The organism is Streptomyces humicola (genome assembly GCF_024436035.1).
GTDB lineage: Bacteria > Actinomycetota > Actinomycetes > Streptomycetales > Streptomycetaceae > Streptantibioticus_B > Streptantibioticus_B humicola.
This window is the reverse complement of sequence record NZ_JANFNG010000014.1, coordinates 120308-133992: the sequence shown is the minus strand read 5'-3', so window position 1 is coordinate 133992 and position 13685 is coordinate 120308. Positions and strand designations below refer to the sequence as shown.

At 71.7% G+C, this 13685-nt stretch carries 9 protein-coding genes; 8 read left to right on the top strand and 1 reads right to left on the bottom strand.

What is annotated here, in order from left to right; genetic code table 11:
* The first annotated feature begins 100 nt into the window (after positions 1 to 100).
* From NGB36_RS18995 to NGB36_RS18965, 7 genes are all read left to right on the top strand, one after another.
* Positions 101 to 1807, top strand: coding sequence for a glycerol-3-phosphate dehydrogenase/oxidase (locus NGB36_RS18995; protein ID WP_255921519.1), 1707 nt, complete (start codon positions 101 to 103; stop codon positions 1805 to 1807).
* A gap of 68 nt (positions 1808 to 1875) precedes the next feature.
* The gene (locus NGB36_RS18990; protein ID WP_255921518.1) at positions 1876 to 3546 is read left to right on the top strand and encodes a serine/threonine-protein kinase; all 1671 of its coding nucleotides are present in this window, start codon (positions 1876 to 1878) and stop codon (positions 3544 to 3546) included.
* 141 nt (positions 3547 to 3687) lie between these two features.
* A complete protein-coding gene (locus NGB36_RS18985) occupies positions 3688 to 5442 on the top strand; it encodes a serine/threonine-protein kinase (RefSeq protein ID WP_255921517.1) in 1755 nt (584 codons plus the stop codon).
* 52 nt (positions 5443 to 5494) lie between these two features.
* Positions 5495 to 7444: a serine/threonine protein kinase gene (locus tag NGB36_RS18980; RefSeq protein WP_255921516.1), complete on the top strand. Its 1950-nt coding sequence runs from the start codon at positions 5495 to 5497 to the stop codon at positions 7442 to 7444.
* A gap of 112 nt (positions 7445 to 7556) precedes the next feature.
* Complete coding sequence (locus NGB36_RS18975; RefSeq protein ID WP_255921515.1) at positions 7557 to 8966, top strand: dihydrolipoyl dehydrogenase family protein; 1410 nt, start codon at positions 7557 to 7559, stop codon at positions 8964 to 8966.
* 83 nt (positions 8967 to 9049) lie between these two features.
* Positions 9050 to 10690: a succinic semialdehyde dehydrogenase gene (locus NGB36_RS18970; RefSeq protein ID WP_255921514.1), complete on the top strand. Its 1641-nt coding sequence runs from the start codon at positions 9050 to 9052 to the stop codon at positions 10688 to 10690.
* Between the two features lie 45 nt (positions 10691 to 10735).
* A complete protein-coding gene (locus tag NGB36_RS18965; RefSeq protein ID WP_308288880.1) occupies positions 10736 to 12568 on the top strand; it encodes a GMC oxidoreductase in 1833 nt (610 codons plus the stop codon).
* A gap of 61 nt (positions 12569 to 12629) precedes the next feature.
* Here NGB36_RS18965 and NGB36_RS18960 read toward each other — a convergent pair whose 3' ends face one another.
* Entirely contained in the window at positions 12630 to 13256 is a 627-nt protein-coding gene (locus NGB36_RS18960; protein WP_255921513.1) for an LAETG motif-containing sortase-dependent surface protein, read from the bottom strand.
* Between the two features lie 91 nt (positions 13257 to 13347).
* Here NGB36_RS18960 and NGB36_RS18955 point away from each other — a divergent pair, with 91 nt between their 5' ends.
* Positions 13348 to 13629 (top strand): hypothetical protein, encoded by a 282-nt coding sequence (locus tag NGB36_RS18955; RefSeq protein WP_255921512.1) that lies wholly within the window; start codon positions 13348 to 13350, stop codon positions 13627 to 13629.
* The last annotated feature ends 56 nt before the right edge of the window (positions 13630 to 13685 follow it).

Genomic DNA, 13685 nt, shown 5'->3' with positions numbered 1-13685 from the left:
GGCGCGCGTCGCCGCCCTCGGCCACCATCGGAGAGGCGGGATGAGCGACGCGGGCGGCCGCCGCTCGCGGAGGCGACCGGTCGCGGATCGGGAGGCATACGTGAGGACGGCACAACTGGGTCCGCGGGAGCGCACACAGGCGCTGGCCCGCCTGGCTGAGCAGGAGCTCGACGTCCTGGTCGTGGGCGGAGGCGTGACAGGGGCGGGTACCGCCCTCGACGCGGCGACGCGCGGCCTGACGACGGGTCTCGTCGAGGCCAGGGACTGGGCCTCGGGCACGTCCAGCCGCTCCAGCAAGCTCATCCATGGCGGCCTGCGCTACCTGGAGATGCTCGACTTCGCCCTGGTGCGCGAGGCGCTCAAGGAGCGCGGCCTGCTGCTGCAGCGGCTTGCGCCGCACCTGGTCAGGCCCGTGCCATTTCTGTACCCCCTCACCGGCCGAGGCTGGGAGCGGCTCTACGCCGGTACCGGTGTCGCGGTGTACGACACCATGGCGATCTCGTCAGGGCACGCCCGCGGGCTGCCGCGCCACCGCCATCTCACGCGCCGCCACGCGCTGCGCGTCGCGCCCTGTCTGAAGAAGGAGTCCCTGGTCGGCGCCTTGCAGTACTACGACGCCCAGGTGGACGACGCGCGCTATGTGGCGATGCTGGTGCGCACTGCGGCCGGCTACGGCGCACTCACCGCCAACCGGGCGCGGGTCGTCGGGTTCCTTCGCGAGGGGGAACGCGTTGTCGGTGCCCGGGTGCAGGATGTGGAGCAGGGCAGTGAGTACGAGGTCCGGGCCCGGCAGATCGTGAACGCGACCGGGGTGTGGACCGACGAGACACAGGGACTGGTGGGGGAGAGGGGGCAGTTCCACGTCAGAGCATCCAAGGGCATCCATCTGGTCGTGCCGAAGGACCGGATCCATTCGTCGACCGGATTGATCCTGCGGACCGAGAAGAGCGTGCTGTTCGTGATCCCGTGGGGGAGGCACTGGATCGTCGGCACCACGGACACCGATTGGGATCTGGACAAGGCGCACCCGGCCGCGTCCAGCGCCGACATCGACTATCTGCTGGAACACGTCAACTCCGTGCTCGCGGTGCCACTCAGCCGCGACGACGTGCAGGGGGTGTACGCCGGGCTGCGCCCGCTGCTGGCGGGGGAGTCGGAGGCGACGAGCAAGCTGTCACGCGAGCACACCGTGGCGCACCCGGTGCCGGGGCTCGTGGTCGTGGCGGGCGGCAAGTACACGACGTACCGGGTGATGGCGAAGGACGCGGTGGACGCGGCCGTGCACGGGCTCGACCGCCGCGTCGCGGAATGCTGCACAGAGGAGGTGCCGCTGGCCGGGGCCGAGGGCTATCACGCGCTGTGGAACGCGCGGGCGGGCATCGCCGCGCGCACGGGACTGCACGTCGCGCGCGTCGAACACCTGCTCAAGCGGTACGGATCGCTCACTGAGGAGCTGCTCGACCTGATCGCCGACGACCCCTCGCTGGGCCGTCCGCTGGAGGCGGCCGACGACTATCTGCGTGCGGAGGTGGTCTATGCGGCCTCGCACGAGGGCGCCCGCCACCTCGACGACGTCCTGTGCCGCCGCACCCGCATCTCGATCGAGACCTTCGACCGCGGCACGCTGAGTGCACGTGAGGCGGCCGAGCTGATGGCACCGGTGCTGGGCTGGGACGGGGAGCACACGCGCAAGGAGGTGGAGCACTACGAGAAGCGGGTCGAGGCCGAGCGGGAGTCGCAGCGGCAGCCCGACGATCTGACCGCGGACGCCGCACGGTTGGGCGCTCCCGATATCGTTCCCCTTTAGGTTGACGGTGCGTGGTCGCCGAGGGTTGACGGCACGGCGGTGCAGCGGGGGACGGAGAGGGGCGCGAGGTGACCGACCAGGGGCGGCTGGTGGCGGGGCGGTACCGGCTGGCCGAGCTGATAGGCCGGGGCGGCATGGGTACCGTGTGGCGGGCCCAGGACGAGCTGCTCGGCCGCCAGGTCGCGGTCAAGAAGCTGCGCGTTTCGCCGCATCTGCACGACGACGAGCGCGAGACGCTGTACGAACGCACCCGCCGCGAAGCCCGCAGCGCGGCCCGCATCACCCACCCCAACGTGGTCGTCGTGCACGACGTCGTCGAGGACGAGGGCCTGCCCTGCATCGTCATGGAGTACGTGCGCTCGCGCACCCTCGGTGATGTGCTCAAGGAGGACGGGCCGATCACCCCCCGCGAGGCCGCGCGCATCGGCCGCGGGATGATCGCCGCCCTGCGCGCGGCGCACCGCGCCGGGGTGCTGCACCGCGACGTCAAACCCGCCAACGTCCTGCTGGGCGTGGACGATACGGAGTCAGAAGCGGGAACGGAGGGTGACGACGGCTGGCCCGGCGGCCGCGTGGTGCTCACCGACTTCGGCATAGCCTCCGCCACCGGTACCTCCACGCTCACCCGAACGGGTGAACTCATCGGCTCCTTCGACTATCTCGCCCCCGAACGCATCACCGGTGGCTCGCCCGGCCCCGCCTCCGACCTGTGGGCGCTGGGTGCGACGCTGTACCAGGCCGTGGAGGGGCAGGCCCCCTTCCACCGCGACACCCCGATAGAGACCGCGTACGCGATAGCCACCGACCCGGTCGAGCCGCCGCAGCACGCCGGGCCCCTCGCCCCCCTCATCGAGTCGCTGCTCGCCAAGGACCCCGAGCAGCGGATGACGGCCGAGCAGGTCGAGCGGCTGCTGGTGTCGTCGGTGGAGACGGTGGCTGCAGGCTCGTCGGGCGGAGGCCGCACGGCGCCGTCCTGGGGCGGGTCCGAGACGAGCACCGAGGTCGTCGGCGCCCAGGCGCCCCAGCCGCCCCCGCCCGCGGAGCCGGCCACCACGACCACGACCGCCCCCGTCGCCGAGCCCGACACCCCGACGGCGCCGACGAGCTCCCGTCGCCGCAGCCGGCGCGCGGCGGCTTGGTGCGGCGTAGCCGTCCTCGTCGCCGCGCTCTCGGTCGGCGGATACGCCCTCAGCCGCACCCTCGGCCACCCCTCGGCGGGCAGCCCCGCCCGGAAGCCGTCCACGACCCCTTCGACGTCGCCGTCCACCGCGCCCTCGCCCACCGCACCGCCCGGCTACCGCATCGACCAGGACCCCGCCGGTTTCACCATGGCCGTCCCCGCCGGCTGGACGCGGAAGGTGGAGGCCGACGGCACCGAGGTCGACTTCGTGGACCTCGCGGGCAAGGCGGACCTCAAGGTGAGCATCCTGGACTTCGCCGGGCCCAGCCCCCTGAAGCACTGGCAGGACCTGGAACCGGTCGTCAAGCAGCAGTCGCCCGGCTACCACTTGTTGCGGATGAACACGACCACGACGACCGTCGACGGCGTCCAGCAGCCCGCCGCGATATGGGAGTACACGTGGCAGGGCCGGGTGCGCGCCTACCACGCCATCGACTTGGACTTCGGTCAGGAGGGCGGCACCGAGTACGCCGTCTATCTCTCCGCGCCCGACGCCGAGTGGTCGACGTTCGAGCCGTACTGGGAGACCGCTCGGAAGACCTTCCGTCCCGGCCACTGAGGCGTCCGGAAGGCGCCGGAATCCGGGGTCAGCCGCACCCCTGTCCTATCTACAGGGGATGATGGGACAGGGCAGCGGCACGGACACAAGGACTCACGTTCGCGCCCGACACATCGTCACATCGAACTGCAGAGGACGTTGATGACCCAGGCGCAAGGCACCACCGGCCGTCTCCTCGCCGACCGCTACCGCCTCGGCGAGGTCCTCGGCCGAGGCGGAATGGGCACGGTGTGGCGGGCAGTCGATGAAACCCTGGGCCGTACCGTCGCCGTCAAGGAGCTGCGGTTTCCGGGCAATGTGGATGAGGACGAGAAGCGCCGCCTGGTCACCCGCACCCTGCGCGAGGCGAAGGCGACGGCCCGGATCCGCACCACGGGCGCCGTCACCGTCTTCGACGTCGTCGACGAGGACGACCGGCCGTGGATCGTGATGGAGCTGGTCGAGGGCCGCTCGCTCTCCGACGCGATCAGAGCCGACGGTCCGCTGACTCCCAGACGCGCGGCCGAAGTCGGCCTCGCCGTCCTCGACGTGCTGCGCGCCGCGCACCGCGAGGGCATCCTCCACCGCGACGTGAAGCCGTCGAACGTCCTGATCGCCGAGGACGGCCGCGTCGTGCTCACCGACTTCGGCATCGCCCAGGTCGAGGGCGACCCGTCGGTGACGTCCACCGGCATGCTCGTCGGCGCCCCCTCGTACATCTCCCCCGAGCGCGCACGCGGCCAACGGCCCGGCCCCGCCTCCGATCTGTGGTCGCTCGGCGCCCTGCTCTACGCGGCGGTCGAGGGCCGCCCGCCGTATGACAAGGGGTCGGCGATCGCCACCCTCACCGCCGTGATGACCGAGCCGCTGCGGACGCCGAAGGTGAGCGGGCCGCTCGCCGAGGCGATCCACGGCCTGCTGATCAAGGATCCGGCCAAGCGACTTGACGACGCCGCGGTGCGAAGTCTGCTGATCGAGGCGGAGAACGCGCCCGACACCCCTGTCGCCGAACGGACCCGCACGATGGCGATCCCCGCCGACCCGCAGCCGACGCCCACCGACGTCCCCGCCCCCGACCCCCTCCCGGAGGCGAAGGCGTCGAAGGCGTCGAAGGCGTCGAAGGCGTCGAAGGCGTCGAAGGCGGCGAAGAAGGTGACGTCCGCGCCGACGCCCGCCGCCGCCCCGGAGAAGCCGGTGGCGGCCATCGCCCGCGTCACATCGGGGCGCGCGCCGCTCACCGACGTGATCCCGCGCCGCAGGCTCGTGATCGTCGCCGCGGTGATCGCGCTCGCCGTCCTCGGTGTGATCATCGGTACCCAACTCGCCTCGGGCGACGGTTCCAAGCGCGGCGCGAACGGCGGCAAGCACGGCTCGGTGCACACCACCGGCGCCCCCCGCGCCGGCACCGCCGCCGGCGATCTAGGCCTCGCGGCCTCCGAGCACCCCACGGCGCCCGCCCTGCCCGCCGGGTTCACCCTCTACCGGGATCCGCAGTTCCACTTCTCGATGGCGCTGCCCGCCGGCTGGCACCGCATAGGAACCTCGGGGCAGAACTCCGGCGCGATCTTCGCCGCATCCGGCAACGGATATCCGCGCGTCCAGGTCGACTACAGCCCGACCCCCCGCGCCAACGCGGCCGCCGCCTGGCGCGAGCTCGAACCCGCCGTCAGATCGACCAGCAACGACTACAAGGGTCTCGGCATCCAGACCATCACCTACCGCACCTTTGTGACGGCGGCCGACTGGTCGTTCACCCGTTCCGAGGGCGGCACCACGATGCGCGTGCTCGACCGCGGACTGTCCACCGGCCACGCCGGATACGCCATCATGATCACGTGCCCGGTCGCCGAGTGGAACGCTCAGAGCTGCGCACAACTGCGTCAGACGTTTTTTGAGACGTTCGAACCGGTCAACTGACCGCCATTCCACACGTATCGTGCTGGAGGCACCGCGCGCGAGGGGAGGAGCCGTGGACGAGTACGCCGGACGGATACTGGCCGGCCGCTATCGTCTGCCCCGCCCGCCCGCCGACGAGTTCGACCTCATGGAGACCCGCGCGTTCGACACCTACAGCGGACAGGAAGTCCTCGTCCGTCAACTGCTCCTGCCCGAGGTCGTCGACGCGGATCTCGACGGACGTCCCGGCGGGCCGAATGGGGACGAGGGAGAGGGACAGGACGAGGGCGGGCCCGGCGGCGCGGACGCGTCGGCCCGGCGTGCGCTGGAGGCGGCACGCGCTGCGGCCGCGATACCCGACCACCCCGGTCTCGTCCAGGTCTTCGACGTCTTCACCGAGGGCGGCAGCCTGTGGGTGGTCTCCGAACTCGTCCCTGCCCGCCCCCTCGCCGCACTCATCGCCGAACAGCCGCTGGGTCCCTACCGCGCCGCCGAGATCGCCGCGGACGTGCTCGGCGGCCTGCGCGCACTCCACGTGCACGGCTGGGCGCACCGCAACATCACCGCCCGTACCGTCCTGGTCTGCGAAGACGGCCGCGCCATGCTCGACGGTCTGGCACTGGGCGCCGCCCAGGAGGCGCTGTGCGGTTACGACCCGGTGCCGCAGGAGGTGCTGGCCGCAACGGACAGCGGCGCGCCGGGCGATGCGGCCGAACGCACAGTGTGGGGAGGCCCCGATTCCGCGCTCGCGCTCGAACGGGCACGGCAGGCGCGCATCGCCGTCGTCGGCCCGGTCACCGAACGCTGGGCGCCGGAACAGGCGGGGCCCGTCCACGACAATTGGCAGTTCGCCCCGCCGGTGGGCCCCGCCGCAGACCTGTGGGCGGTCGGCTCGTTGCTCTACCGCTGTGTCCAGGGGCATCCGCCGTTCCCCGAGGAGAGCGCCGCGGAGCTCGTACAGCTCGTCTGCGCCGAACCGCCCGCGTTCGCCGAGGAGTGCGGTCCGCTGCGGCCGGTCGTCGAATCCCTGCTGCGTCAGGACCCCGCCGAGCGCCCGGAGTTCGAGGAGCTGCGCGGCTGGCTGCGCTCGCTGGTCCGTTCCGCGCCGGAGCCGGAGATCGGCAGCCGAACCGTCCAAGTGCCGAGCGATCCGCGCAAGCTCCCCGTCGTACGGCGCAGAGGCGAGCTGGTGCGGCTGCGCAGGCGCCGCAGGGCGCAGGGCGCGCAAAGGCCGCAGCGGGCGCAGGACACGCCGCCGCACCCGCCGCACCCGCCGCACCCGCCGCACCCGCCGCACGCGCCGCACGCGCCCCACGGCCGTCATGCGCGCAGCGGCGGCCGTGGCCGCAGCGACCGCAGCCCGCGACATCTGGGCATCTGGCTGCTGGGGCTGATCCTGGTCGTTCTGCTGGCGTTCCTGGTCTACGCGGCGGCGTTCATGCCGCGTGACGACAGGGGCACGGCCAACGCCCAGGCGCCGTCGTCCACCCCTGCCACGCCCCCAGCGTCCGCCACCCAGAACACCCCGACCCCCAGCGACCAGTCCGCCACCCAGACCCCTGACGTGGGCCCGGACTTCACCGTCCGCAGCGATCCGGCCGACTTCTCGGTGGCCGTCCGCAACGGCTGGACGCGCAGCGTCCGCGGCAACGAGGTGATCTTCTCCAGCGGAGGCGGGGACTTCCAGCTGATCGTCGCCCTCGGCGAGGGCTCGGCCGCCTCCGCCGGTGACAACCCGATGACCTACCAGATCAGCGACGAGCCGCAATTGGCCGACTATCGCGCCAGCCAGTGGGCCTCGTCCTCCGGAACGAAGCAGCTCACCACCGCGAACGGCCCTGCCGCCGAGGGCGATTTCACCTGGAGCCGGCCGGGCACGGGCGCCCAGCTGTACGCGGGCAATCTGGTCACCCTGCGCGGCGGACGGTTCGACGTGGTCTTCATGATGGGACCCGCCGACCAGCAGACGGACATCGCGGCCGACTTCGCCGCGGCGGCGCAGACCTTCCGCGCCGGCGGTTAGCGGGCGCCGCGTCACCCGTACGGCGTAACCGGCGCGACCGGGCTTCAGGGCGCGTACGGTGGAAGTACACCACCTGTCGCCCCGTCTGCCAGGAGCCAGCGAGGAGGGCGCCATGGTTTCCGCGCGCGTGGATCATGCGGATGTGATCGTCGTGGGGCTCGGCCCCGGCGGGGAGGACGCGGCGGGGCGGCTCGCCGAGGCAGGCCTGGACGTCGTCGGAATCGACGAGAGGCTGGTCGGCGGTGAGTGCCCCTACTGGGGTTGCATCCCGTCGAAGATCATGGTGCGCTCCGCTGATTTGCTGGCCGAGGGCCGCCGCATCACTGGACACGCCGGTACGGCCATGGTGCACCCGGACTGGCGGCTGGCCGCCCGCGCGGTACGGGAGGCCACCGCGGACTGGGACGACAAGATCGCCGTCGACCGGCTGACCGGGCGCGGGACGCGCTTCGTTCGCGGCACCGGACGGCTCACCGCGCCGGACCAGGTGACCGTCGCCGACGCCGACGGCAACGAGACCGAGATCCGCGCCCGCCGGGCGATCGTGCTGGCCGTGGGCAGCGAACCCGCCGTGCCGCCGATCCCGGGCCTGGCCGGGACCCCCTTCTGGACCAATCACGAGGCGATCGAGGCCGCCGAAGTGCCGCGCTCGCTGCTGGTGATCGGCGGAGGCGCGATAGGGCTCGAGCTCGGTCAGGCCTTCAACCGGTTCGGCACCGCCGTCACCATCGTCGAAGGCATGCCACGACTGCTGCCCGGCGAGGAGCCGGAGGCCCATGAGCTGCTGCTGCGTGTGCTCACCGAGGACGGCCTGGACGTGCACACCAGCGCCTTGGTCGGCTCCGTGGCGTACCGGGACGGCGTCGGCTTCACGACCAACTGCGAACGCGGCGAACGCCTGACCGCGGAACGGCTGCTCGTCGCCACCGGACGCCGCACCGATCTGGCCAGACTCGGCGCGGTCGCCATCGACGTCGACCCGGATCTGCGGGCGCTGCCCGTCGACGACAGGCTGCGCGTCGTACCGCCGGTCGGCGGGCGTCCCGGGGTATGGGCGCTGGGCGACGCCACCGGCAAGGGAGCCTTCACCCACATGTCGATGTACCAGGCGGAGATCGTCGTCCGCGGGATTCTCGGCCAAGGCGGGGCGGTGGCCTCGTACCACGCGGTACCGCGGGTGACCTTCACCGATCCGGAGGTGGGCGCGGTCGGGCTCACGGAGGCGCAGGCGCGCGGCAAGGGGCTCGCGGTGCGGACGGGATACGCCGACCTGGCGAGCAGCAGCCGGGGCTATGTGCACCGGGTGGGCAACGAGGGTTTCATCAAGGTCGTGGCGGACGAGACGAGCGGCACGCTGGTCGGAGCGACGGCGGCGGGCCCGTACGGCGGGGAGATCCTGGGCGCGCTGGCGGTCGCCGTGCACGGGCGCGTCCCGCTGGAGGTGCTGCGCGAGCAGATCTGGGCGTACCCGACGTTCCACCGGGCGATCGGCGACGCGCTGCGGGGGCTCGGCACCACGTAAATCCCGGGGCGGAGGCAAGAGGGAGGCGAAAAGGGGTTACCGACGGGTACACAAGAGCTCGTCGGGGTCGTAATCTCGCGGACATGACGGACGCGCAGGAGACTCAGGCCACTCAGGACAGCCGCAGCAGCCACGACGGGGCCGACGGACGCAACCCCGTGGCACCGGCCGGCGGGCGCGGAGCGCGGGACGTGATCACGCCCGAGCTGGTCGCGCGGCTCACGCGTGGCGTCGTAGGGAGCGGGCGCACCGCGAACCACACACCCTTCACTCAGGAGAAGCTCGCCGATCTGCCCGAGGCGAGCCCCGAGGACGTCGCCGTCGCGTTCGACGCGGCACGCGAGGCGCAGCGGGCCTGGGCGGCCACGCCCGTTCGACAGCGCGCAGCCGTCCTGCTGCGGTTCCACGACCTCATCATGCGCCGCCAGTCCGAGGTGCTCGACCTCATCCAGCTGGAGACGGGCAAGACGCGGCTGCACGCGCACGAGGAGCTGCAGGCCGTCGCCGTCGCCGCACGGCACTACGGGCGCAAGGCCCCCGCGTATCTGCGGTCCAGGCGCCACACCGGTACCGTGCCCGTGCTCACCAAGGTCACCGAGTTGCGTCAGCCGCGCGGTGTCGTGGGGCAGATCGCGCCGTGGAACTACCCCTTCGAACTGTCCGTCGGCGACGCACTGCCCGCATTCGCCGCCGGCAACGCCGTCGTGATGAAGCCCGACACCGAGACGGCGCTCACCGCCCTGTGGGCGCGCGAGCAGCTCATCGAGGCCGGGCTGCCGCCGGCCGTGTGGCAGGTCGTGCTGGGTGAGGGGCCGGTCGTCGGCCCGGCGGTCGTGGAGCTCGCCGACTACGTGTCGTTCACCGGGTCCACCCGTACCGGCCGTGACGTGGCGCAGCGCGCCGCCGCCCGGCTCGTCGGCTGCTCGCTCGAACTCGGCGGCAAGAACGCCATGCTCGTGCTGAGCGACGCCGACCTCGACAAGGCGGCCGAGGGCGCGGTCCGCGCCTGCTTCGCCTCCGCCGGCCAGCTGTGCATCTCCATCGAGCGGCTCTACGTGCACTCCTCGATCGCGGACGAATTCCTCGCGAAGTTCGCCGCGCGCACGCGCGCGCTGCGCCTCGGCTCGGGCCTCGCCTACGGCGCCGACATGGGATCGCTGGTCGGGGAACGGCAGTTGGAGACGGTGACCCGGCACGTGGACGAGGCCGTGGCCAAGGGCGCGACCGTCCTGGCGGGCGGACGTCCGCGTCCCGACGTGGGCCCGCTCTTCTACGAGCCGACCATTCTCGACGGCGTCGAGCCGCCGATGGCCGTCTGCACGGAGGAGACCTTCGGTCCCGTGGTCTCCGTCTACCGGTTCGACGACGAGGACGAGGCGATCCAGCGCGCCAACTCGACTCCGTACGGCCTGAACGCCAGCGTCTGGACGAAGGACGGCAGGCGCGGCCGGGCCGTCGCCGCACGGCTGCGTTCAGGCACGGTCAACGTCAACGAGGCGTACGCCGCCGCCTACGGCAGCGTCCAGGCACCCATGGGCGGCATGGGCGATTCCGGCCTCGGCCGCCGGCACGGTTCCGAGGGGATCCTCAAGTACACCGAGGCCCAGACGGTGGCCTCGCAGCGGGTGATGCCGCTCGCGCCCGCATTCGGGATGGACGACGCGAAGTATGCGGCCTTCATGAGCCGCAGCCTGCGCGCCATGAAGGCCGTCCGGCTGCGCTGACCGCTGACCGCTGACCCGACACGTCGACAAGAGAGGCTGGCCGCAGTGTCCGAGGAGCAACACCAGAACGGCAACGGGGACGACGGGGAGCACGGGGACGACGGGTACGACTACGACGTGATCGTGATCGGATCCGGTTTCGGCGGATCGGTCTCCGCCCTCCGGCTCACCGAGAAGGGCTATCGCGTCGGCGTGCTCGAAGCAGGGCGCCGGTTCAGCCGCGACACGCTGCCGAAGAACTCCTGGGACATCCGCAACTTCCTGTGGGCACCGGCGCTCGGCCTCTACGGGATCCAGCGCATCCATCTGCTGGGAAATGTGCTCGTGCTGGCGGGCGCGGGCGTCGGAGGCGGATCGCTCAACTACGCCAACACCCTCTACGTTCCGCCGAAACCCTTCTTCACCGACCGCCAGTGGGGCGGGATCACCGACTGGCAGGAGGAGCTGGCGCCCTACTACGACCAGGCCAAGCGCATGCTCGGCGTCCGGCTCAACCCCACCCTCACCCCTTCCGACGTCCATCTCAAGGCCACGGCGGAGAAGATGGGGTACGGCGACACCTTCCACCTCGCGCCGGTCGGCGTCTTCTTCGGCGACGGCAAGGACGCCTGCGGCGGGGAAGGGTCCGGTTCGGTGACGGCGAAGCCGGGCGAGGAGGTGCCGGACCCGTTCTTCGGCGGTGCGGGACCCTCGCGCCGAGCCTGCCTGGAGTGTGGCGAGTGCATGACCGGCTGCCGCCACGGTGCCAAGAACACGCTCAACGAGAACTATCTCTACCTCGCCGAGAAGGCCGGCGCCGTCATCCACCCGATGACCACCGTGGTCGGCCTCACCGAGGACCCCGAGGGCGGCTACAAGGTGGCCACCGTGCCCACCGACAACCGCCGCAGGGCCCGCCCGAGCGTCCTGCGCGCCCGGCAGGTCGTCGTCGCGGCCGGTACGTACGGGACGCAGACGCTGCTGCACACGATGCGCGAGCGGGGCGAGCTGCCGGGGATGTCGCCGCGGCTCGGTGAGCTGACCCGCACCAACTCCGAGGCGCTCGTCGGGGCGCAGACCGACGACCGCCGCTACCGCAAGGCGCACGGCCGGCCGAGGGCCGACTTCACCAAGGGTGTCGCGATCACCTCCTCGGTCCACCCCAACGAGACCACCCACATCGAGCCGGTCCGCTACGGCAAGGGCTCCAACGCGATGGGCGCGCTGTCGGTGCTGCAGGTGCCGTACGGCGGGCGGGCGCCGCGCTGGCTGTCGTACGTCGCCAACAGCGTCAAGCACCCGACGCTGACGCTGCGGTCGCTCTCCAACCGGCGCTGGTCGGAGCGGACCATCATCGGCCTGGTGATGCAGACGCACGACAATTCGCTGACCACGTACCTGAAGCCGAAGGGGCTCGGGAAGGGCCTGCTGACGGCACGTCAGGGACATGGTGCGCCCAACCCCACGTACATCCCCGAGGGCGCGGAGGCGGCGCGTGTCCTCGCCGAGGAGATCAACGGCTTCGCCGGAAGCAGCATCGGCGAGATCATGGACACCCCGATGACCGCGCACTTCCTCGGCGGCTGCCCGATCGGCGCGGACCCGGAGCACGGTGTCATCGACCCGTACCACCGCCTGTACGGGCACCCCGGCATCCACGTCGTGGACGGCTCGGCGGTCTCCGCGAACCTCGGCGTCAACCCGGCACTGACCATCACCGCCCAGGCGGAGCGCGCGATGGCGCTGTGGCCCAACAAGGGCGACGAGGACGCGCGGCCCGCGCAGGGCGAGGCGTACGTCCGGCTCGCGCCCGTCGAGCCGAAGAACCAGGTGGTCCCGAAGCACGCCTACGCGACGCTGGTGCTCCCGGTCCCGCCGGTCCCGCCGAAGGGGGACTGACCTCACAGCGAAGGGCCCGCACCCTGGGGATGCGGGCCCTTTCTGCGTTCGGTGTTCCGCGTCAGGCGGCGGAACCGGCCTTACGACGACGCACGACGAACATCGCCCCGGCGCCGGCCACGATGGCGGCACCGCCGATGCCGGCGATCATCGGCAGCTGCGACGGCGCACCGGTGTGCGCGAGCGAGCCGCTGAGGTCGGCGGCGGGGACCACCGTGTTGGACGTGCTGCTGGAGCTGCTCTTCGAGACCGGAATCTCGCCGCCGGTCTGTTCCACCGGCTTGCTGCCAGTGGTGCTGGTGCCGGGCGCCACGATCTGGATTCCGTAGTCGACTTCGCTCTTTACGACACAGTCGTTGTTCGTGTCGGGGTAGCCGGCGATGCCGACGGCCAGGCTCTTGCCGATCTGCGCGCTGGACTTGACGTCAAGGCGCACGGGGAACTCCCAAGCCGTCTGACCAGGCAGGTTGCCCCCGCCGAGAGCGCCTGCAGCAGTCTGGCCGTCGTCCGTGACGTCGAACCACTGGTGGGTGTTCTCGTCGTAGGCCTGCAGCTCGACCTGGCTGAGCGGCAAGGGGTTTCGGGCGTCCGTGCCGGTGATTCCTGCGGCCAGGCCGATTTCCTTGATCGTGTTGTTCGAGGGATTGGTCACCGTGATCGAGAACTTGTGCCATCCACTGCCCGCCACGATCTTCCCAGGCAGGCCGCTGATCGAGGTCTGGACCGCGGACTTGTAGCTCGGGTCACAGAAGGTCGTCGGGTAAGGCTGAGGCGTCGGCGTGCTGGTCGCCGTACCGGTCGGGCTCGGGCTCGCGGTCGGCGACGCCGTCGGGGTGGTGGTGGCGGTCGCGGACGCGCTGGGCGCCGACGTGGTGGGCGCCGACGACGGGGTCGGCGAGTCCGACGCGGTTGCGGATGCCGTGGCGGTCGGAGACGCCGAGGCGTCGGCGAAGGCCGCCGGCGCTGCCATCAGCGCGGCGGGGGCGATGGCTGCGGTCGTCGCGACCGTCACCAAGGCACGGCGAAGCTTCATGGAGACCTCTCTGGGCCAGAAAAGCTGAAGTGAAAAAGAAAGCGAGAGGCCGTCGCGGTGGGGGTGCGCGGTGCGGCAGGCGCT